This is a genomic window from Porticoccus hydrocarbonoclasticus MCTG13d (assembly GCF_000744735.1).
Lineage (GTDB): Bacteria > Pseudomonadota > Gammaproteobacteria > Pseudomonadales > Porticoccaceae > Porticoccus > Porticoccus hydrocarbonoclasticus.
In genome coordinates this window covers 2,114,442-2,136,147 of the sequence record NZ_JQMM01000001.1, presented here as the reverse complement: position 1 = coordinate 2,136,147, position 21,706 = coordinate 2,114,442, and the positions used below count along the sequence as shown (strand labels likewise).

The following is a 21,706-nucleotide window of genomic DNA, read 5'->3' as shown; positions in this document are numbered from 1 at the left end:
GAGTTGTCACTGAGGTAAACCATGGATTTTCAGCAACTGATCGATTCCATCACCCCCGATATTTACGAAAGTCTCAAGCTGGCTGTGGAACGGGGCAAATGGCCCGATGGCAAAAAGCTTACCGCAGCTCAGCGGGAACACAGTATGCAGGCAATTATTGCCTATGATCTCCGCCACATACCTGAAGATCAGCGCGTTGGCTATATTCCGCCCAAGAAAAAAACTGAACCCTGTGACACCAATAAGCGGTCTGATCACAGCGATGGCCCGCAGCCCCTCAAATGGCAGTCGTAATTAATGCCTGATTATTCGGGACACCTCAAGAAAATGCGGGTAGCTCTGGCGGACGGCCCGGTGCAGTACGGTTTGCCGCTGGACGACGAGTGCCTGCCGTTGAACGATCTGCTTGGTAAAACCCTGCGTATTCAGTACAGCGGTAAAATTCACTGTATTCATTGTGGCCGGCGCAGTAACAAGAGTTTCAGTCAGGGCTACTGCTATCCGTGTTTCACGAAACTGGCGCAGTGTGACACCTGCATTGTCAGCCCGGAAAAATGCCATTATTTCGAGGGCACCTGCCGGGAGCCGGAATGGGGTGAACAACATTGTATGGTGGATCATATTGTCTACCTGGCCAATTCATCCGGGGTGAAAGTTGGCATTACCCGCGAGAGCCAGCTGCCGACCCGCTGGATTGATCAGGGAGCCTTACAGGCACTGCCCATCATGCGAGTGAAAACCCGTCAGCAATCCGGCCTGGTGGAGGATGTTTTACGCCAGTATGTGGCAGACAAGACGAATTGGCGAACCATGCTGAAGGGCGAGATTGTTCCCGCCGATCTGCCGGCTATTCGGGATGCACTGTTTGACCGGACCGAAACACAGCTGACTGCTCTGGAAGACCGTTTCGGTCTTCAGGCCCTCCAGCGGCTTGATGATGCAGCCCCCATGAATATTGATTACCCGGTGCTGGAATACCCAACAAAGGTGACCAGCTTCAATCTGGATAAGGTGCCTTCGTTAGAGGGAACCCTGCTGGGTATAAAAGGCCAGTATCTGATTTTTGACAGCGGGGTCATCAATATTCGCAAATACACAGCCTACCATGTAGAAGTGGCCCATTAATTATGATGATGAGAGATGCCCAGCCGGGCAATATTTACCTGAAAGACTACTCTGCCCCACGCTATCTGATCGATAAAACGGCATTGCGTGTGGATATCCGTCAGGATGACACTGTTGTTCTGGCCACCCTGGACGTGAGGCGCAACCCCGATGCCAATGACCGGGAAACCAGCCTAGTGCTGGATGGTCAGGGGCTGTCGCTGCAATCCCTGAGTATCGACGGAAAGCCGTTGACGCCCGAGCAGTTCAGCGCGACGGCAGATGAGCTGTTGATCCACAACGTCCCTGAGCAATTCACTCTGACATCGGAAGTGATTATTCGTCCGAAGGAAAATTCGTCCCTGGAAGGATTATTCAAATCCCGCACCATTTACTGCACCCAGTGTGAAGCCGAAGGTTTCCGGGGTATCACTTACTATCTGGATCGCCCCGATGTGATGTCGGAATTTACCACGACGGTAGTGGCCGACCAGGCTGAGTGTCCGGTCTTGTTGTCTAATGGCAACCTGTTGGAAACGGGCGAGTTACCGGATGGCCGCCACTGGGCAACCTGGCACGATCCCTTTCTCAAGCCCGCCTACCTGTTTGCGCTGGTGGCCGGTGAATTGTCTGTGGTAGAAGACAATTTCACCACCTGCAGTGGCCGTAAAGTGGTGCTACAGCTCTATGTGGAATCCAAGGATCTGGAGAAATGTGATCACGCCATGACCTCCCTGAAAAATGCCATGCGCTGGGATGAAGAGGTCTATGGTCGTGAGTACGATCTCGATCTCTATATGATCGTGGCGGTGGACGACTTCAATATGGGGGCCATGGAAAACAAGGGCCTCAATATCTTCAATACTTCCTGTGTGCTGGCCCATCAGGCCACCACCACCGACGATGGTTTCAATCGGGTAGAGGCTGTGGTGGCCCACGAGTACTTTCACAACTGGTCCGGTAACCGTGTTACCTGCCGGGACTGGTTTCAGCTGAGCCTGAAAGAGGGCTTTACCGTGTTCCGCGATTCACAGTTCTCTGCGGACATGGGTTCCCCGGTGGTCAAGCGGGTCGAAAATGTCACTATGCTGCGCACGGTGCAATTTGCCGAAGATGGCGGCCCGACGGCCCACCCGGTGCAGCCTGCATCCTATATGGAGATCTCCAACTTCTACACGGCCACCATTTATGAGAAAGGGGCAGAGGTGGTGCGTATGATTCATACGCTGCTGGGTCCGGAATTGTTCCGTCGCGGCTCTGATCTCTACTTTGAGCGCCACGATGGCCAGGCTGTCACCATCGAAGATTTTGTGGCCGCCATGGCCGAGGTCAGTGGTAGGGATTTCAGTCAATTCATGAATTGGTACCGCCAGGCCGGCACACCTCGCCTGACTGTCACCAGTGGTTACGATGAACAGCAGCGACAGTTCAAATTACACTTTTCGCAGAGTTGTCCGCCCACTCCCGAGAGCCAGAACAAACAGCCCTTTCATATTCCAGTAACGGTGGGGTTAGTGACAGACGCAGGGGATTTGCCACTGAGTCCGGCAGGTGAAACCAGCCGGGTTGTGGAAATTACCGAAACCGAGCAGACAGTAGTTTTTGAGCACATCGATTGTCGACCAGTACCATCTCTGCTGCGCAATTTTTCGGCGCCTGTAAAACTGAATTATCCCTATAGTTTTGATGAGTTGGGTTTTTTAATGGCCCATGATAGCGATGGCTTCAACCGCTGGGATGCCGGTCAGCGGCTCTCCATCGCGTTAATGCAGTCGTTGATTAAAGATTTTCGTACCGGTGAACCACTGCAACTGGATAGCCGTTTGCCAGAGGTTTTTGCCAAGGTGCTGGATGAAATCGAGGCCGACCAGGCCATGCAGGCACTGGTGTTGACCCTGCCTACCGAGTTTCTGCTGGCAGAGTTGTCCGACGTGATTGATATAGAAGCTATCCATCAGGTTCGTCGCTTTGTCTGTGGTGAGTTGGGAAAAACCCTGGTGACCGCTTGGCGTAAAGCCTATCTGGATAACGTGCAGCCACAATATGCGCTTTCCGGTGTTGCCATGGCGCGGCGGAGTCTAAAAAACCTTTCCCTGCGCTATCTGTTGAACAGCGGCGTCGAGGATTCCCTGTCACTGGCTCATGAGCAGTTTATGACCGCAGACAACATGACCGATCGGTTAGCTGCATTATCCGGGTTGGTTAATGACCCGCGGGACGCGGCGGTGACGCTGGCAGAGAAGGCGCTGGACAAATTCTACCAGGATTGGCAACAGGAGCCGCTGGTGCTGAACCAGTGGTTTCAGGTACAGGCGTCCTGTATGCGTCCGGGTGGCCTGGAGCGGGTGAAAAAACTCATGCAGCACACTGCATTTGACTTCCATAACCCCAACAAGGTGCGTGCGCTGGTGGGTGTATTCTGCAACAGTAATCCGGTTAACTTTCATCGGCAGGATGGCGCTGGCTACCAGTTCCTGGCTGATAATGTGCTGGCATTAGACAAGCTGAACCCGCAGATTGCCTCCCGTCAACTGACGCCGCTAACCAAATGGCGACGCTATGACCTGTCGGCACAGTCACTGATGCAGGAGCAACTTTCACGTGTGCTGGCAGCGCCTGGTTTGTCTCGGGATACGTATGAGATCGCTTCGAAGAGTCTTTGAGGGATTACCGCTGCACTCTGTTGACTTGATGCGTGTCAATGACAACGGTGATGAATAAGCAGACACTGGTCTAGGTAGATGTGCCAAACAGGTGTATCTCCAAAGTGACAGCAACCCCTCTTGAAGGGGTTTTTCATCGTTAATATTTAGGAGAGCCTCTGGCTCTCCTTTTTTTGCCCGCTGTTCTGGACGACCCCTTTGCGTTGATTATCGGGCAGTGGTTTTTTTTGTCCGTTTTTTATTGTTCAGGTGATCATGAAGTGCCAGGAATTGTAGGGTCAGCGGATGACTGGGCGCAAAGTGAATCAGCGGTTTCCCCGCCTGATGTGATTCGCGCATTTTTACCGACTGGTTCAGATAAATTGGCAGTACCGGGTGCTTCTCTGCAATCAGCTCATTGATGATTTGTGTCGGCAAATTGGCTCTCGGCTGAAACTGATTGGCGATAATTCCTTCGATCAGCAGGTCTTCATTGTGATCATCCCGTATTTCGCCAATGACATGCAGAATGTTGTACAGGGCATGTCGTGAAAATGCGTCGCAATCGAAGGGAATCAATACCCGGTCGGCGCTCACCAGTGCTGAGGTGGTGTAGAAGTTCATCGCCGGTGCTGTGTCAATAAACACCTCATCAAAGTGCGGTTCCAGCTTGTTTAGCAAGTCACGCAACTTGTAGATTTTGTGGCGTGATTCCAGCTTTTGTTCGATCTCTTCCAGTTGGGGGGCCGACGCCATGATAGACAGATTGGCAAAGGGGGTTTCAGTGATAAATTCAGCCGGTTTCTTCGGCGAGAGGTTAAAAGACAGGGTCTGACAAAAGTAATCGGCAATGGTGTTGGTCGTATCAGGGTTTTCACCCAGCAGATACTGGGTAGAGTTGCCCTGTGGATCTAGATCGAGTAACAGTGTCCGTTTCCCACTGTTGGCAGCGATAGCCGCCAGATTGCAGGTGATACTGGACTTGCCTACACCGCCTTTTTGATTGAAAACAACTCGACGCATACTCTGGATCCTTGCCTGGCGTTGAAATGGATGGCTTTTCGGTAAAGCATCCTGCATGAAAAATGCCAGATTGTCATTTTATGGAATCCCTTGATCGACGCGAAGCTTCTAAGCCCTAGCCGTGGGTAAGCGCCAATCAACGGGTGGGAAAGTGCACAAAATAGCAGCATTTTGTGCTTTTGAATGCACTTTTTACAGGCGTGACCCCCAGCAGCAGTAACCCACTGCCGGTTTACTTGCCATACAGTGGCGCCAGCGGCGTCCCTTTTTGATGTTTGCCCAGGCCTTTTCGGTTTTTTCTGAGCTGTTTCAACTGCTGAAAGATTGTCGGCAGGCTGACATTCTCCGGGGTGGCGCCGCTGTAGAGCGAACGATCCAGTGCATCCAGTGTTTCGGCAAGTTCGTCACCATTTGCCGTGTCGGCCACATCCTGCAGTGACAATAAGGGCTTGTCCCAGTATACCCTTGCCCAGCGCAGCAGAGCATGGCGGAATGCCCGCGGGTTATCGCTTTTGGATTGTCGTTCGAGTTCGGCAAACAATGTACTTTCTTTGGGCTCATCCTCCGTTTCTACCGGGGTGACGTTCAATGCCGGTTGACGACTGCTATTGCGCCACAGCAGAAACAATACTGCGACGGCGATCAGGAGCACAAGATTCACACTGACCAACATCCATATCAGCAGGTTGGATTCCTGAGCTACAACGGGCGTCACTATCGGCTCGGCTGCATTGGTTCTGTCAGTTTTATCAGTTTCACTCACATCCGGCACCTGGCCTGCAGCAGCCTTCACTGTCAGTGTACGTTGTTCAAGGATCGCTTGCCTCGGTTGCTGGCTGACGGTGTCCCACCATTGGACGGTTACCGGGGGCAGTGTGATAGTTCCTGCCCTGGATGGGACAATGGCCATCGATTCCACCCGTGAACCGATCACACCACTGCTATCGCCACTGTTATCCATTTGAGGCTGGTCGGGGTAGGTTTTGTAACCATCGCCATCGGGGATGTGCAGAGGCGGCAGTTGGGTCGCCGCCAACTCCTGGGCGGTCAGTGTGATGGTACGGGTGATCGGTTCCCCCGCCACCAGTTCATCGGGCGGACGGCTCCAGCGTTCGGTGAGACTGAGACCCTTGGCGGGAAGCCAGGCACCATCGCCCGAGTTGGCGGGGCGGGGCAGAACAGTCACTTTTTGCTCGTCCGAATAGAGTAGGACACGCTTGCCCCGGTTTCCGAAAAGGGAGCCCGAGAAAGGATCGCGGCGATCTGGAATAGCCGTATTCAGACGAATCTGGGGTATGACCAGTTCGCCACTGGCCTCCGGGAACAACACGTATTTGATTTCGTTGACCTGATAAACCACACCATTTTCGCGGGTCTGGTACTGGTTTTCAGCCAGTTGCAGTATGGAGGTGTTGTTTATTGATAAACCGTCGCTGCTGAGGCCAAGCAGGGGTTCTGACGTGAAAATCCGCAAAGTCAGTAACAGCTGTTCCTGAACATAGCTGGTGGTTTTATCCAGCTCGGTTTCAACAAATATCGGTTCCCTGTTTTTCGCTGCTGGACGGCTATCTTCCACCTGAAGGGTGATTGCCTCGCTGTTTACGCCTTTAAAATCAAGCTCCGGGATCAGTATTTCCCCCGTTTCTCTGGGCACAAGCTCCAGTAACCATTCAGTGTAGGAGACCGCTGTGCCATTGATCAGTGAAAACTGGTTTTGCTGGCGGCGGGAGAGGATATCAAAGTCCTCCTCCAGGACAGAAAAGTCCGGCTCGCCAGATGTCTGGCTGTCGAATCGAACCCGCAACTCGACAGTTTCACCGCGATTGAGCTGGTTGCGGTCCACTGTCGCCGACAAGTTGTCAGCAGTGGCCCCGGTGCTGCCCAGCAACAGAAATAGCGGAACAAAAACGTAACATAGCAGTGATCTACCCCAATCAGTGTTTATCAACTTTTACCACCTCTGTTCCTGATCGCCGGGCGGGTTAATACCACGGCGCTCCTCGAATTCACGCTTTCTTGATTCATAGCGAAATTTTTCTCTCAGCAAGCCACCGGGATCATCCGGGATTTTTCTCAGCCACTGCTCCATGGCCTGTTTTTCCTCCTCACTCATTTCCGGTAGTGACCCCTGTGATGGTTGTTCACTTTGCTTGCCATCACCGGGAGAGGATTGCGGATCGGTCGATTGTTCGGAGGGTTCTGACTGGTTTTCCGGCTGCGATTGTTCGCCTTCCTGTTGTCCATCTTCTGCTTCAGAGTCAGGTGGCTCGGCACTGTTCTGGTTATTGCTTCCGGACGGATTGTCAGAACCGTCATTGGCATCTTCGGGGTCCTGTTCGCCGGGCTGTTGCTGATTTTGCTGATCTTCAGGTTTTTCCGGAGGATCTTCTTTCGGCTGATCCTGCCGCTGATTCTGTTGCTGCTGCTTGAGTTGTTCCACCAGTTCGCGATTAAACTGGGCGTCCTCCATTTCCGGTGCAAGCGCCAGGGCCTGGTTGTAGCTGGCAATGGCTTCTTCAAGCTTGCCGTCTTTTGCCAGTGCATTGCCGCGATTGTAGTGATTGATGGCTGAATCACCCTGATACAGTTCGGTCGCGCGGTCGTATTGGCCATTGCGGTAAGCGGCGGCCGCTTTCCATTGCGTGTGATTGAATTTTTCCTGGGCGGTGGCGGTATCGCCTTCCTGCAAGGCCCGTAATGCCTGCTGGTCAGGTGTCAGCCAGAGGTCGTCCCAGCTCAGGGCCTGGGCGGGTACGGGTAGACCAAACAGTGGTGTCAGTATCAAACAGGCAAGGACTATGCCGCGGCGTGAAGCCAGCACCAGTATCGGTAATAGTAGTAGCACCAGCCAATAGCCCGTGTCATGCCAGCTATCGAAGTTGCGCTCAAGCTGACGGGTGGAAGCGTTCGGTCCGATTTCGAAGCCCTCCAGCAGATAGTTGATATCGGTGTTGTCTGCCGTGATGGCGCTGTAGCGGCCGCCATGCCGGTTTGCCAGCTGTGTGAGCCTCTGTTCATCCAGACGTGGCACAATGATGGAACCACTGCTGTCCTTGGCAAATCCGCCGCCGCCAATGGGGATGGGTGCCCCCTCTGCTGTACCAATACCGAACACCGAGAGGCGGAAGTCGCCCATACCGCGAAAGATATTACTCAGTTCATCCCGGGCGCGCTCGGCAACACCATCGGTCATTAACAATATGTCCGCTCGGGTGGCCCCGGCATTGAGCGCCAGTTCCATGGCTTTTTGTACGGCAGATTCAACATGGCTGCCGGGGCCGGGCATGATATTGGGGTCCAGAGCCGGAACCAGTGCCACAAGCGTGTTGGCGTCATCGGTGAGCGGGCTGACCACAAATGCATCGTCAGCGTAGGCGATCAACCCGGTTGTCCCCTCCTTACGTTGCTGCAGCAACTCGATCAGTTTCAGCCGTGCACGGGTAAGCCGGTTGGGTTTCTGATCCTGGGACAACATGGAAGGTGAGAGATCAAACAGGATGATCAGCGCACTTTCCTGCTTGTGGATTGGAAGGGGTGTCCGGTCCCAGGTGGGGCCTGCTATGGCGAGCGTGGCGATGGTCCAGCCGAGAAGTGAAACCACCACCAGTGAACGCCGTTTTTGATGGGTGGATTCATCCAGTAGCAGCGGTAACAGTTCCGGTGCAATGACCCGGTGCCAGTTGCCCCGCCTGATCTGGGAGCGGTGTAACCACCAGCTGGTGAGTAGCGCAGGCAGAATGATCAGCAACCAGGCCGGCCGGAGAAAATGAAATTCAGACAGGGCCTGCAGCATGCTCATCAGCGGTTATCTCCGCGATTTGTCAGGGCTGCCATTGCAAAGCTGCAAAACAGTGCAAATCCCAGTGGCCAGTAAAATAATGCCTTGGTCGGTCTCAGGGTTTCAGCCTCCTGGGCAACGGGTTCCAACTGATCAAGCCGCCTGTAAATCGCTTCAAGCTCCTCCGGGTTGCGAGCGCGAAAATATTGGCCACCGGTTTTCCCGGCGATGGCAGTCAGGGTCCCTTCATCCAGGTCACTGGAGGGATTGATCTGTCGCGTGCCAAAGAGACTGCGCTCAAGCTTTACTTCTGCACCAATGCCAATGGTGTGGATCACAATGCCTTCCCTGGCAGCGATGTCGGCCGCTTCCAGCGGTTTAACCCGGCCGGCAGAATTGGCACCATCCGTCAGCAAAATCAGGACCCGATGATTTTTGGGACGAGGCTGCAAACGTTTCACCGCCAGACCAATGGCATCACCAATGGCAGTGCGGTCGCCCGCAAAGCCAATTTGAGCTTCATTGAGTAGCACATTCAGGGTCCTTCGATCAAATGTCAGTGGTGTCTGCAGGTAGGGGCGTGTACCGAACAGAATCAGTCCCATGCGGTCGCCCTGTCGACGTTCGACAAATTCTCCGATCACCTGTTTGACGGCAGTGAGCCGGTCCACGGTATTGCCACCTATCTGCATATCGGTCTCTTGCATGCTGCCGGAGATGTCCACTGCCATCAACAGATCCCGACCAGTGCTGGGTATGGCAATGGGATCGCCAACCCAGGTGGGGCGGGCAGCCGCTGCGAGCAGGGCAATCCATGTGACCGTCAGCAGTGCCAGTGCCAACCAGTGCCAACCGCCGCCGCTTTTCAGCACCGGTATATTCCTGGACAGGGCCGAGTAGACAGGCACCTTCAGGGCCGGTGTTGTCGGTTCGGCCCGGCTGCGCAGCATCCTGTAAATTATCGGCACCGGCAACAGGATAAACAGCCAGGGCCATTCAAACGTCAGCATGATGAACTCCGCCGATGCTGTTCGAGCCATTGCTTTATGGCGGTGTGCAGGGAAATAACCAGATGGTCAATATTTTCCGGATCAGCCCGATAGGGCAGGACTGCCAACTGTTGCTGCAGTGTTTCGCCAAACAGTGCTCGCCGGCATTGCTGGTTAAGCCGCTGCAATAACGCTGGTGTCAGTTCCGACTCGAGGGACTGATCCGGATAGGCTGTTTTCGCGGTGCGACGCAGGAGCGCCAGCATGGCATGGCAATATTCGAGCGGTTGTTCCGCCAGGGATTGCTCCAGCTCGGCCAGGCAATGCAGTGCCTCCCGTCGATAGCGATTGTCCTGGTGCCGCTTTTTCAGCCACCAGAGACAGTAAGTCATTGCGCTCAATAGCAGAAGTGCCAGCAACCACCAGCCCGGGGCAGGGGGCCACCAGCCGACAGGGTCGGGCAGGTGAATGTCGCGCAGCTGTGAGAGTGGATCCTGGGAGTTCATGGGTGTCGGCCGCTTTTTTTTCTGCTATAGGTCTGTTGCAGTATCGGTATAACAGAGGTTCCTGTTTCAAAAGCCATCAGCCCCATGCGCAATTGTGTACACAGTTGTCGCAGCCGTGCCTGGTGACGCAGAAAGTGCTGCTCAAACTCCTCGCGCAATTCTCGACTTCGTGTATTCAGTGAAAATTGCTGATTACCGTCATTTACCTGGTAGAGGGCTGGGGGTGGCAACTGTTTTTCCAGTGGGTCATGGATCTGGCACAGGTTGACGTCACAGTGTCTGGCCAATTCGAAAAGGTGCTGTTCGCAGTCTTTGTTCAGATCATGGAAATCGCTGATCAGAAAAAGTGTTGAGCCGGGCAGTGCTACCCGCCGACTGTCCCGCATGATGTCGACCATGCTGTATTTGCCGGGCACTGAGCGGGTCAGCAGTTCACTGAAGTCCCTTAACTGGTGGATTAGCTGCAAGACGCTATGGCTGCTGCGACGAGCCCGGATTTCACGATGCTGCTCTGCGCCTATAATCAGCCCGCCAACCCGATCATTGGCGTTCAGGCCGGCCCAGCCGAGCGCCGCAGCCAGCTGACAGGCAGTGATGGATTTCAGCATTTTTGAGCCAAAGAACATGTTGGGGCGCAAATCGGTGATTACCAGGATGGGCCGTTCCCGCTCTTCCCGAAACAGCTTGGTGTGGGGGGTCAGTGTTCGTGCAGTGACGCGCCAGTCGATTGAGCGAATATCGTCACCGGGCTGGTATTGCCGGACTTCTTCAAAATCCATACCCCGGCCCCGCGTCCGCGAGTGGTGTCCTCCCATCAGTGAGGTTCTCGCCATTCGCCGGGGGAAAAATTTCAGGTCGCGCGTACCAAATCGCATGCCTACCAGTGTGGTGACATCGGCGATGGCGGGGTTGTTGAGGTCGGGATCGTCCATTGATCAGGCAGAGGGTACGTTGCTGATCAGGGTATCGATTGCCCGGTCCGGAGTAATGCCGCTGGCCTCTGCCTCAAAACTCAGAATAAGACGATGGCGCAATACATCGTGAATCACGCTGCGCACATCATCCGGTGAAACGTAGTCGTGACCCTTGAGCCATGCGCAGGCCCGGGCACAGCGGTCCAGCGATATGGTGGCTCTTGGGCTGGCACCAAAATCAAGCCAGCTACCCAGTTTTTCGCAATAATCGGTAGGATTGCGGGTAGCGAGGATCAACTGGACGATATATTCCTCCACAGGTTCTGCCATGTGGACTGACAAAACTTCCTTGCGGGCTTCCAGCAAAGTTTCCTCTGTGACTTTGTCGACGGCCGCTATCGGTTCGTTCAATGCTTCATTGCGAGCCAGGCGCAAAATCTGTCGCTCCGCCTCTGCCTCGGGGTAGTCTACGTTGACGTGCATCAGAAAGCGGTCCATTTGTGCTTCCGGCAGCGGGTATGTACCTTCCTGTTCGATAGGGTTCTGAGTGGCCATGACCAGGAAAAGTTTGGGCAGTGGGTAGGTGCTGCGGCCGACACTGATCTGGCGCTCTGCCATGGCTTCCAGTAGCGCTGACTGGACTTTGGCCGGTGCCCGGTTTATTTCGTCTGCCAGTACCAGGTTGTGAAAAATCGGGCCTGGCTGGAATTGAAAACTACCGTCTTCCGGGCGGTAGATATCACTGCCGGTGATGTCGGAGGGCAACAGGTCGGGCGTGAACTGGACGCGGTGAAAATCACCAGTAATGCCATCCGCCAGGGTTTTGATGGCTTTGGTTTTCGCCAGCCCGGGGGCGCCTTCCACCAACAGGTGTCCATCGGCCAGAATGGCAATGATCAGCCGGTCTATCAGGTGGGGCTGGCCGACAATCTGGGTATTGAGATAATCGCGGAGCTGCAAAATTTTTTGCTGATGAGTCATGCTGATGCTTACTTCTTGTTATAACGGAGATCAGAGATTGTAATGCCTGCTGGCCGCTAACCCAAACAGGGCAATCATATGAGGTTAATCTAGACTGTAGGTAGCAGATGAAGTTCAGTTACGGCGTATGCTGCCGTACTGGGCACAGGGAATCAGCAAGTAAGGGTTTACACAAAAAAATACGGGAAAGAGGTAATCATGCAGCGAGTTTTTGAAGGTGATTTTTTTGCCTCCCTTGAAGCGCAGATAATCGAAAAATATCCGACGGAACTGGCAGAGCAGTTAGTGCCATTTTCGAGAAAAGTCTTCGAACTGTTTCCTTTGCACGAACTGGCCCATGAGCAGTTGGATGATATCCAGGGCTTTGTATTCAGTCTGTACAACTTTACCCGCAGGGTGGCGCCGGATCATCCAGCCGTTCGTGTGTTCAACCCGGTCCTGGAGGAGGATGGCTGGGTCAGTGATGCTACTGCACTGTTCATATTGCAGCGTGATATGCCGTTTCTGGTGGATTCTGTGCGCATCCAGATTAACCGTGCAGGACTCAATATTCAGCTGATCAAGAGTACGGTCTTTCAGGTTGTTCGCGATCAGAACGGTGTTCTGGTCGATCTGTTTGCCGACCCGTCAACGCCCGACAGTCGTGCTGAAGCGCTGATCTATATCGATGTGGATCTGCGCACGTCGAGTGAGGAACATCAGTCACTGGAGCACGACATATTGGATGTATTGCGCGATGTCGAGGCGGTAACCGACGATTTTCTCCCGATGGCCGAACGACTCAATCACGCAATAGCCGGTGTCAGGGAAAACCATGCAAACCTACCGGCGTGTGAGGCGGATGAACTGGCTGCCTTTCTCGAGTGGCTGCGTGACGGTGCTTTTATCTTTCAGGGTTGCTCCGAGTTTCGTCTTTTAAAAGACCGTGGTTCCCCCGCATTGAAACATCTTCCGGAAAGGCAGCTAGGTATTTTCCGCCGTCATCAGATCAATATTGAAAAACAGGCGCTTAGCGAACTCAGTCCTGGTATCCAGGCATTCTACAAGGGCGATGCCCCGATGGCTTTTACCAAGTCATCTCTGCGTTCGAGGGTTCATCGCCAAGCTTACCCGGATTTTATTGTACTGAAGCACTATGACAAAAAGGGCGTTGTCATGGGCGAATACCTGTTTATGGGGCTATATACCTCAGCAGTTTATAACGTCAGCCCGTTCAAGATTCCATTGATTCGCCAGCGGGTTCAAAACGTGCTGGATCGCACCGGTTTCAGTGCGGGCAGCCACGACTTCAAAGCGATTTCCCAATTGATTGAAGTACATCCGAGGGACGAGCTTTTTCATTCCTCCGCCGATGAGTTGTACGAGACGTTGGTCGGTATCTGGCAGATTAGTGAAAGGCGTCTGGTACGGCTCTTTATTCGGGTTGATCCTTTCGAAAAATTCATCAACTGTCTGGTGTACATGCCGCGAGATATCTACCGCACTTCCATTCGCACCGCGATTGAGCACATGCTCAAAAACGAATTTGATGCCACCGAGTGCGAGTTCAATACCAGTTTCTCCGAGTCGCTGCTGGCTCGTACCCAGTTTGTCCTGAGGCTCAATTCCAGTCGTTATCGGGAAGTTGACCGGGATGAACTGATCGGTCGGATTGTTGAGTTGACCCTCGACTGGAATGATGAGCTCGAGCGTGCGGCACTGGATCAGTGGGGTGAGTCGCTGGGCAGGGACATGGCCCACCTTTACCGGGATGCCTTTTCCGCCAGCTATATGGATCACTTTGACCACCGTTCGGCCATTCATGATATTCAGTTGTTTCACGATCTTGGCAGCGATGAGGAAATTGCCACCGGTTTCTATCAGCAGGCGGGTGCTGATCAGAATGTCATGCGTTTCAAGCTGTTCCATCGCCATCACCAGCTAGAACTCTCCAATCTTGTGCCGATGCTGGAAAACCTCGGTTTCAGGGTGTTGGGAGAGCATCCCTACCAGATTACGCCTCGGCGGGGCGGCGAGGTCTGGCTACATGATTTCACGCTGCGCTTCGGGTTGGACGTGGATGTGGATGTATCACTGGTCAGGAACACTTTCCAGGAGGCATTCAAAGCCGTCTGGTCCCAGCAAACAGAAAATGATCGTTTCAACCATCTTGTGGTCGGTGCCCGGCTGGATTGGCGAATGGTTTCCCTGTTGCGGTTGTATGCCCGCTACATGAAGCAACTGGGCAGTAACTTCAGTCAGGATTTTATTGCAGATACGTTCGCTGCCAACCTCGACATTACCCGAAATCTGGTAGCGCTGTTTCGCTGCTTGTTTGATCCCAAAGTGGTGACTCCGCAAAGTGATGAATACGGTCGCGCCGAACGACTCAATCAAAAAATTCTCGATGCGCTGGAGCAGGTGAGCAACCTCAACGAGGACAAGGTGTTGAGCAGCTACCAGCAATTGATCAATGCCACCAAGCGTACCAATTACTTCCAGCTCGGGACTGATGATCAACAAAAGCCCTGTATTGCAGTGAAACTGGCCCCCGGGGAACTCACCGATGCGCCGGAACCTCGGCCGCTTTACGAAATTTTTGTCTATTCTCCCCGGATGGAGGGCGTTCACCTGCGAATGGGCAAGGTGGCGAGGGGTGGGCTGCGTTGGTCTGACCGCTTGGAGGATTATCGCACCGAGGTGCTGGGTCTGGTGAAAGCCCAGCAGGTTAAAAACGCAGTGATTGTCCCGACCGGTGCCAAAGGTGGCTTTGTGGCGAAGCAGATGCCGCGCAATCCGGGTCGGGAAGCGCTATTGCAGGAGGGTATCGCCTGTTACCGCTTGTTTGTTTCAGGACTCCTAGATCTTACCGATAACGTGGTTGGCGATGACATTGTTCCGCCGCCCTGTGTGGTCAGACGCGATGAGGATGACCCCTATTTGGTGGTTGCTGCAGACAAGGGAACAGCCACTTTTTCTGACTATGCCAATGAGCTATCGCTGGCCTACGGTCACTGGCTGGGTGATGCCTTTGCCTCCGGTGGCAGCCACGGCTACGATCACAAAAAGATGGGTATTACTGCCAGGGGCGCCTGGGTTTCAGTACAGCGTCATTTTCGTGAATTGGGACTCAATACCCAGACGGAGGATTTCTCTGTTATTGGTATCGGTGACATGGCGGGAGATGTGTTTGGCAATGGTTTGTTGATGTCGCGGCATATCAAGTTGGTGGCAGCGTTCAACCATCAACATATCTTTATCGATCCAAACCCCGATCCCGAGGCGAGTTTTGCAGAGCGGGAGCGGTTGTTTCATCTTCCACGTTCAAGTTGGGAAGATTATGACCAGACGTTGATATCACCCGGTGGTGGGGTTTTTTCCCGCAGCGCAAAGTTACTCAAGTTGACCCCGGAAATTCGAGCATCGCTGGATATCAGCCAGGCTGCACTGAAACCCAACGAGCTGATCAATGCCCTATTGAAAGCACCGGTTGATTTGATCTGGAACGGTGGTATAGGCAGCTATGTGAAGGCGTCGGGGGAGAGTCACCAGGATGTTGGCGATCGTGCCAACGACAGTGTTCGTATCGATGGCCGTGAATTGCGTTGCCGTGTATTCGGCGAGGGGGGCAATCTCGGTATGACCCAACGTGGCCGCATTGAATATGCGCTGAAGGGGGGTGCCTGCAATACCGACTTTATCGATAACTCGGGAGGTGTGGACTGCTCTGACCATGAGGTCAATATCAAAATTCTGCTGAATGGCCTGGTGCAAAGCGAGGATCTCACCACCAAGCAGCGCAACCAGGTGTTGGTGGACATGACGGAGGAAGTGACCGAGCTGGTGTTGGCCAATAATTATCGCCAGACCCTGGCCATCAGTCTTGCGCACTACCGTTGTAAAACCAATTTTTCAGAGTATTGGCGGGCGATAGTGGATTGGGAAGCCAGTGGCCTGATCAACCGTTCACTGGAATATTTGCCCGATGACGAGACGCTCAAGGACCGCGAGAAACGTCAACTTGGTCTGACACATCCCGAGTTGGCGATTCTGGTGTCCTACGCCAAAATCCTGATCAAGGATCAGGTGCTAAAATCCGATGCGCCAGAAGATCCCTATCTGACCAAAATGATTGCCGGAGCATTCCCCAGGAGCATCTCGCAGAATTACCCCGACAGACTGTTACAGCACAGTTTGAAGCGGGAAATTATTGCCAATCAGCTGGTCAATGAGATGGTTAACCTGATGGGGGTCCCCTATTTTCAGCGACAGATTGCCTCCACCGGTGCCAGTGTCAGTGATGTGATGCGGGCATTTGCTGTCGCCAGGGACCTGTTGCGCATCGACCATTTCTGGAGGCGGGTTGAATCCCTGGATTACCTGGTTCCGGCAGAGGTGCAGTTCGAACTGTTCCACGCCCTGATGCGGATGGGACGGCGTGCCTCGCGGTGGGTACTGCGAAATCGCCGATCCTGCCTCAATCCACAACAGGAGGTACAGACGCTCAGGCCGAAACTGGTGGAGTTGCAACTCCTGTTGCCGACGCTGTTTCATCGGGAAGAAGCCAATGACTGGCAGGAAGAGGTGCAGCGCCTGATTGAACTTGGGGTGCAGGAGGATGTGGCGATGCTGGTGGCCAGTGCCAATTTTCTGTTTTTCGGCTTTGGTATAGCTGATCTGGCAGCCACCGATAGGAAACCTGTTGGGTTGGTATTGGAGCTCTATTTTAAACTGGGTACGGAACTGGATCTCGATTGGTTTGGCGAACAGATTATTCAGCTCGAACCGGACAATCGCTGGCAGGATTTCGCCCGTGAATCTTATGTAGATGATCTGGAGGGACAGCGCCGAGCGTTGTGTGCTGCCTTGCTGGCCGGGGTTAACGGTGTCAGGGATATCGATGGGGCGATCCAGGCCTGGAAAGCCACACACCCGCACCTGATTGCCCGCTGGATGGATATGATGAATGAGCTGCACACTACGCCAGGTCGGGATTTTGCCATGTTCTCAGTGGCCCTGCGGGAGTTGCTGGATCTTGTTCAGGCCACCATCAACCACCGTGATACAGTGCCTTTTTGCGCGATTTGAAGGCTGCTTGGGGATATGGAGGCACCGGGTCTGGTTGGAAGCGGCGGGAGGTTGTGCACCTCCACAAGCCGCTTCCTGAGTCCGGTCAGGACTTTTCAGGGGGACAGTGCCCCGTTAGGGAAAATGGATAGAAATATTTACAGGTTGCTGACTTTCTGCTGAACGGCCTGTTCCTTGTAGCCGCTCCAGTTATCTTCACGACCTTCCCGCCAACCGTTGCACCAGTCCTGAGCAAGTGTGGTTTCTTCTGAATGAGGACATAGTGTCTTGTTTCGGCCATGGTAGCCTGCCTGGTAACCTTTGATGAAAGCGCGGTGGGAGGAATCTCGTTTTTGTCTTTTCATATGACATGAACTCCTGATTTCTAGGGCCACTTTCTGTGATTAAAGTGGTTTGCTGGTTTTTTATGGTCTAGCCCTTCCATCACATCAAATGTTGTCAGCGCTGTCGAAGATTTTATTTGTCTATAAGTAGTGGTTTTTAATTCCCTTATGTAATCAATCGATTTTGTGTTTCCATTGCTCTCCTGATATGACGGCTTGATGCGTGGGTTGGAACATTTTTTATGAGTATGTGGTTTGCCAGTTGTCCGAAAGGACTTGAATCCCTGTTGGCCAGTGAACTGACCTCACTGGGTGCGGGAAAAACCCGGGAGACAGTGGCGGGTGTCTATGTGGAGGGCACACTGGCTTTTGCCTACCGGGCCTGTTTGTGGTCGCGCCTGGCCAATCGGGTGCTCCTGCCCCTGGAGAAGTTTGACGTCAGCAGTGCCGATGATCTGTATCGTGGCGTCAGATCGATTCCCTGGGAAACACACCTGACTCCCCGGCAATCCATTGCGGTTGACTTTATTGGTACCAACGATGCCATCAGGCACACCAAATTTGGTGCCCAGCAGGTCAAGGATGCGATCGTCGACCAGCTTCAGGATTATTTCGGTGAACGGCCGGATGTGGATCTGCAAAACCCGGATTTGCGAATCAATGTGCGATTGGCGAAGGATGCTGTCACCGTCAGCCTCGACATGTCCGGTGGCAGTCTGCACAAGCGGGGCTACCGTGTGGCCATGGTGCCGGCACCACTGAAGGAAAATCTGGCCGCTGCCCTGTTGTTGCGGGCGGGTTGGCCGGAGATTGCAGCACGGGGTGGCGCTTTGATTGATCCCTTGTGCGGCAGTGGCACGTTTTTGATTGAAGGTGCGATGATGGTTGCCGATATGGCCCCCGGGCTGATTCGGGAACGATTTGGTTTCCACGGCTGGGCGAAGCACGATGACACATTGTGGCAAGACATCCGGCAGGAGGCGCTGGCCCGCTGCGAGGCAGGCCTGTCCCGCGAGATACCTGAAATCCGTGGCTATGACAAGGATACCCGGGCCGTAAGTGCAGCCCAGGAAAATATTGCCTGTGCGGGGTTGGAAAAGTGGGTGCGGGTCATGGCGAAACCCATCGAGGCGTTCAAAAAGCCCACACACCGTGAAACGGGGGATGGATTGATTATTTGCAATCCCCCCTACGGTGAACGCTGGGGCGAGATGGAAGAATTAAAACCGCTCTACCAGACATTGGGTGAAGTGGCTAAAAGGGAATGCCCCGGCTGGCGTATGGCGGTGATTACCGGCAATGCCGAGTTGGCCGGTGAGTTGCGTTTGCGAGCCGACAAGAAGTACCAGTTTTTTAACGGCACGATTCCCAGTCAGCTATTGCTCTTTCAGCTTCGGGAGGCTGATGACCGGAACCCGCAGCCGCGCTCCGATGAGTCTGCAGCGGCGCTTGGTGAAGGCGCGCAGATGTTTGCCAATCGGCTGAAAAAAAATGCCCGAAAACTGGCGGGCTGGCTGAAGGCTTCAGGGGTGAGCTGTTACCGTCTGTACGATGCGGATATGCCGGAGTATGCCGTGGCTATCGATGTCTATCAGGACGCCATCCATGTGCAGGAGTACGCCCCGCCCATCACTGTCGATGAGGCGAGCGCCAACCGTCACCTCACCGAGATCCGTCAGGCGCTGCTATCGCTTTATCCGGAAAGCCGCGGTAAATTATTTTTTAAAGAGCGTCGCCGCCAGAAGGGTGATAGCCAGTACCAGCGCCAGCCGAGCGGCTCCAGTCATAATGCGTTGCAGGTAGTCACAGAGGGTGCTGCCCGCTTTGAGGTGAATCTGTCAGATTATCTCGATACCGGCCTGTTTCTCGATCACCGACCGGTGCGCCGGATGATCGGTGCCATGGCCAGGGGCAAACGGGTGCTCAATCTGTTTTGCTACACCGCAGCCGCCAGTGTTCATGCGGCGCTTGGCGGGGCGACAAGCAGCCTCAGCATCGACATGTCAAACAGCTATCTGGAGTGGGCCGGACGCAATTTTGCCCTGAACGGACTGGACCTGAAGCAACATCAGTTGCTGCGGGCAGATTGTCTGGAGTGGCTGGAGAGAGAGCAGGGTGCCTTTGATCTTGTGTTTCTCGATCCACCGACCTTTTCCAACTCCAAGAAAATGGAACAGGTACTGGATATTCAGCGAGACCATGGGGCATTGATCGGGCATGCCATGGCTGTGCTGGCGCCGGGCGGTACCCTGGTGTTTTCCAATAACTTCCGTAAATTTTCCATGGATGAGGCGGTGCTGCAGAACTGGCAGGTGGAGGCGATCACCGAGCAAACCTTTGATCCGGATTTTCAGCGCGATCAGAAGCTTCACAATTGTTGGTTGATCAGGCATCCACAATGAGTGACATTCTGACGCTATACAGCGGTACCCACTGTCCTCTCTGTGATCAGGCCAAGGCGCTGCTCTATCCGGTTCTCCAGGAGAAGGGTTGGCGTCTGCATGTGGTCAATATCAATGAGGATGAGGTGCTGACGGCGAAATACGGTATTCGCATCCCGGTGATTGTCACTCCGGATGGGCGTGAGAAAGGCTGGCCCTTTACTGCCGGTCAGGTGCGGCGCCTGATTTCAGGTCCCTAGACCGGGCGACAAATCCTGGCCACTGCTGTCAGTGGCGGCATCTCTGGAGTATGTTGTCATTTCAGACACCGGTTAGAGGCTGTCATGCGCGGGATTACGTTTTTCAATTCTCTTTCCACTCGTCACTTACCCAGGGATTTTGCCGGTGGGCTAACCACCGCTGTGGTTGCCTTGCCGCTTGCGTTGGCGTTTGGGGTGGCATCCGGCGCGGGTCCTGCTGCGGGTGTTTACGGTGCCATTTTTGTCGGTTTTTTTGCCGCGCTGTTTGGTGGTACGCCCGCCCAGGTATCCGGCCCTACCGGCCCCATGACGGTGGTGATGGCCAGTGTGTTTACCTCAATTCAGGCGAAACACCCGGAAGCGGGCCTGTTGATGGGCTTCAGCGCCGTGATTCTTGCCGGCATTCTCCAGATCGGCTTTGGGTTGCTGAAGTTGGGCAAGTATTTCATTCTGGTTCCCTATTCGGTTATTTCAGGTTTTATGACCGGGATAGGCGTCATCATCATCGTGCTGCAACTGGGTCCCATACTTGGGCACACGGGCACCCCTTCACTGCTGGCAACGCTGGACTATTTTCCCGAATGGCTAACAGCGATCAGCTGGAACGACCTGACATTGGGTTTGCTGGCGATCGCGGGTGTCTGTTTATGGCCCCATCGCTGGAATGTCTGGCTGCCATCGCCTCTGTTGGTGCTGTTGCTCGGAACGTTTTGTGTGCTTTGGCTCCCCGAGGGGACCGTGGCGACAATCGGTGCAATTCCCTCGGCATTTCCGTCGCTGCAATGGCCAATGTTCTCATTGGATATGTTGGATGATCTTTTGTATGCCGCAGTATTACTGGCTGTACTAGGTTCCATCGATTCTTTACTCACGTCACTAGTGGCAGACAACCTTACCAAACAGCAGCACGACTCCGATCGTGAATTGATCGGGCAGGGTATCGGTAATACGGTGGCCGGCTTTTTCGGCGGGTTGCCCGGTGCCGGTGCCACCATGCGCACAGTGGTCAATATACGCACAGGTGGCAAGACCGGCTACTCCGGAATGATTCACTCGCTGGTGTTGCTGGCGGTGATGCTTGGCGCGGGTCAGTACGCGGGACATATACCCTTGGCGGTGCTGGCGGGTATTCTGATCAAGGTGGGTATCGATATCATCGATTGGCCCTACCTGCGGCGGCTTGGCAGGCTGCCGGTGGATACTGCAGCGCTGATGGTGTTGGTGCTGTTCCTGACGGTTTTTGTCGATTTGATTACTGCTGTCCTGGTGGGGGTGTTTTTATCCAACATGATTACTGTTGAGCGTCTGACGACCATTCAGTTGGATAATGTCCATTTTAAACACGGTCAAGGGACAGAAAGTGATCAGAGCCCTGTTGACGAATGGCTGGCGGCCCAGCAAGGCCGGGTTGCTCTGCTGAGTCTCGCCGGCCCCCTCAGTTTTGGGGTGGGTCGGGGGCTGCGCCGCCGCCTCGCGGGTCATGTTTCTCACGAAATTATTATTGTGGATCTGACTGGTGCCCAGCTGGTGGGTACTTCGACCGCAATGATTCTAGATGAGCTGATTCGCAACGAACAGCATCACCAGCGCTATGTGTTGCTGGTAGGTATTTCCGAACAAACCAGCGCCGACCTGAAAAGACTGGGTGCGCTGCAGTTTCTCGATGATAGGCACAGATTTGCTTCATTGCGCGATGCAATGGACTACATTGAGCGGGACGGGCTACATTGACCGGAGG

15 protein-coding genes are annotated in these 21,706 nt (G+C 54.1%); 7 read left to right on the top strand and 8 right to left on the bottom strand.

Going from position 1 to position 21,706, the window contains the following annotated elements; genetic code table 11:
* Positions 1-21: 21 nt before the first annotated feature.
* The 3 genes from U740_RS10150 to pepN are packed head-to-tail and all read left to right on the top strand — an operon-like array spanning position 22 to position 3,767.
* A complete protein-coding gene (locus U740_RS10150; RefSeq protein WP_036860563.1) occupies positions 22-294 on the top strand; it encodes a YeaC family protein in 273 nt (90 codons plus the stop codon).
* A 3-nt stretch (positions 295-297) separates the two neighbouring features.
* Positions 298-1,125: a DUF2797 domain-containing protein gene (locus U740_RS10145; protein ID WP_036860562.1), complete on the top strand. Its 828-nt coding sequence runs from the start codon at positions 298-300 to the stop codon at positions 1,123-1,125.
* 8 nt (positions 1,126-1,133) lie between these two features.
* Positions 1,134-3,767: an aminopeptidase N gene (pepN, locus tag U740_RS10140; RefSeq protein ID WP_036861929.1), complete on the top strand. Its 2,634-nt coding sequence runs from the start codon at positions 1,134-1,136 to the stop codon at positions 3,765-3,767.
* Positions 3,768-3,974: 207 nt separating this feature from the next.
* Here the strand turns inward: pepN and U740_RS10135 are convergent, their stop codons facing one another.
* From U740_RS10135 to U740_RS10105, 7 genes are all read right to left on the bottom strand, one after another.
* Positions 3,975-4,769 (bottom strand): ParA family protein, encoded by a 795-nt coding sequence (locus U740_RS10135; protein ID WP_036860560.1) that lies wholly within the window; start codon positions 4,767-4,769, stop codon positions 3,975-3,977.
* Between the two features lie 232 nt (positions 4,770-5,001).
* Complete coding sequence (locus U740_RS11910) at positions 5,002-6,717, bottom strand: BatD family protein (protein WP_051921434.1); 1,716 nt, start codon at positions 6,715-6,717, stop codon at positions 5,002-5,004.
* 3 nt (positions 6,718-6,720) lie between these two features.
* Entirely contained in the window at positions 6,721-8,568 is a 1,848-nt protein-coding gene (locus U740_RS10125) for a vWA domain-containing protein (protein WP_051921432.1), read from the bottom strand.
* A complete protein-coding gene (locus U740_RS10120; protein WP_036860558.1) occupies positions 8,568-9,557 on the bottom strand; it encodes a vWA domain-containing protein in 990 nt (329 codons plus the stop codon). The genes U740_RS10125 and U740_RS10120 overlap by 1 nt, the downstream gene beginning before the upstream one ends.
* On the bottom strand, positions 9,551-10,042 hold the full coding sequence (locus U740_RS10115; RefSeq protein WP_051921430.1) for a DUF4381 domain-containing protein: 492 nt from the start codon (positions 10,040-10,042) through the stop codon (positions 9,551-9,553). Before U740_RS10115 ends, U740_RS10120 begins: the two co-directional genes overlap by 7 nt.
* Positions 10,039-10,974, bottom strand: a complete 936-nt coding sequence (locus U740_RS10110; RefSeq protein WP_036860556.1) for a DUF58 domain-containing protein — start codon at positions 10,972-10,974, stop codon at positions 10,039-10,041. Before U740_RS10110 ends, U740_RS10115 begins: the two co-directional genes overlap by 4 nt.
* A 3-nt stretch (positions 10,975-10,977) precedes the next feature.
* Positions 10,978-11,937: an AAA family ATPase gene (locus U740_RS10105; RefSeq protein WP_036860555.1), complete on the bottom strand. Its 960-nt coding sequence runs from the start codon at positions 11,935-11,937 to the stop codon at positions 10,978-10,980.
* Positions 11,938-12,135: 198 nt separating this feature from the next.
* On the opposite strand from U740_RS10105, the gene U740_RS10100 reads away from it, so the two are divergent.
* Positions 12,136-17,004, top strand: coding sequence for an NAD-glutamate dehydrogenase (locus tag U740_RS10100; protein ID WP_036860552.1), 4,869 nt, complete (start codon positions 12,136-12,138; stop codon positions 17,002-17,004).
* Between the two features lie 137 nt (positions 17,005-17,141).
* On the opposite strand, the gene rmf is transcribed toward U740_RS10100, so the two are convergent.
* On the bottom strand, positions 17,142-17,348 hold the full coding sequence (gene rmf, locus U740_RS10095) for a ribosome modulation factor (protein WP_036860551.1): 207 nt from the start codon (positions 17,346-17,348) through the stop codon (positions 17,142-17,144).
* Between the two features lie 221 nt (positions 17,349-17,569).
* Between rmf and rlmKL the strand changes: the two genes are divergently transcribed.
* The 3 genes from rlmKL to U740_RS10080 all read left to right on the top strand — a co-directional run bounded on the left by rlmKL (position 17,570) and on the right by U740_RS10080 (position 21,699).
* The gene (rlmKL, locus tag U740_RS10090) at positions 17,570-19,729 is read left to right on the top strand and encodes a bifunctional 23S rRNA (guanine(2069)-N(7))-methyltransferase RlmK/23S rRNA (guanine(2445)-N(2))-methyltransferase RlmL (RefSeq protein WP_036860550.1); all 2,160 of its coding nucleotides are present in this window, start codon (positions 17,570-17,572) and stop codon (positions 19,727-19,729) included.
* Complete coding sequence (locus U740_RS10085; RefSeq protein WP_036860548.1) at positions 19,726-19,968, top strand: glutaredoxin family protein; 243 nt, start codon at positions 19,726-19,728, stop codon at positions 19,966-19,968. The genes rlmKL and U740_RS10085 overlap by 4 nt, the downstream gene beginning before the upstream one ends.
* An 84-nt stretch (positions 19,969-20,052) precedes the next feature.
* Positions 20,053-21,699: a SulP family inorganic anion transporter gene (locus U740_RS10080; protein ID WP_051921428.1), complete on the top strand. Its 1,647-nt coding sequence runs from the start codon at positions 20,053-20,055 to the stop codon at positions 21,697-21,699.
* The last annotated feature ends 7 nt before the right edge of the window (positions 21,700-21,706 follow it).

Bases quoted from the DNA above. Each gene is read 5' to 3' on its own strand.
- U740_RS10135 (WP_036860560.1), bottom strand. From the start codon at position 4,769: ATGCGTCGAGTTGTTTTCAATCAAAAAGGCGGTGTAGGCAAGTCCAGT.
- U740_RS10110 (WP_036860556.1), bottom strand. From the start codon at position 10,974: ATGGACGATCCCGACCTCAACAACCCCGCCATCGCCGATGTCACCACA.
- U740_RS10100 (WP_036860552.1), top strand. From the start codon at position 12,136: ATGCAGCGAGTTTTTGAAGGTGATTTTTTTGCCTCCCTTGAAGCGCAG.
- rlmKL (WP_036860550.1), top strand. From the start codon at position 17,570: ATGAGTATGTGGTTTGCCAGTTGTCCGAAAGGACTTGAATCCCTGTTG.
- U740_RS10150 (WP_036860563.1), top strand. From the start codon at position 22: ATGGATTTTCAGCAACTGATCGATTCCATCACCCCCGATATTTACGAA.
- U740_RS10145 (WP_036860562.1), top strand. From the start codon at position 298: ATGCCTGATTATTCGGGACACCTCAAGAAAATGCGGGTAGCTCTGGCG.
- pepN (WP_036861929.1), top strand. From the start codon at position 1,134: ATGAGAGATGCCCAGCCGGGCAATATTTACCTGAAAGACTACTCTGCC.
- rmf (WP_036860551.1), bottom strand. From the start codon at position 17,348: ATGAAAAGACAAAAACGAGATTCCTCCCACCGCGCTTTCATCAAAGGT.
- U740_RS10105 (WP_036860555.1), bottom strand. From the start codon at position 11,937: ATGACTCATCAGCAAAAAATTTTGCAGCTCCGCGATTATCTCAATACC.
- U740_RS10125 (WP_051921432.1), bottom strand. From the start codon at position 8,568: ATGAGCATGCTGCAGGCCCTGTCTGAATTTCATTTTCTCCGGCCGGCC.
- U740_RS10085 (WP_036860548.1), top strand. From the start codon at position 19,726: ATGAGTGACATTCTGACGCTATACAGCGGTACCCACTGTCCTCTCTGT.
- U740_RS10080 (WP_051921428.1), top strand. From the start codon at position 20,053: ATGCGCGGGATTACGTTTTTCAATTCTCTTTCCACTCGTCACTTACCC.
- U740_RS10115 (WP_051921430.1), bottom strand. From the start codon at position 10,042: ATGAACTCCCAGGATCCACTCTCACAGCTGCGCGACATTCACCTGCCC.
- U740_RS10120 (WP_036860558.1), bottom strand. From the start codon at position 9,557: ATGCTGACGTTTGAATGGCCCTGGCTGTTTATCCTGTTGCCGGTGCCG.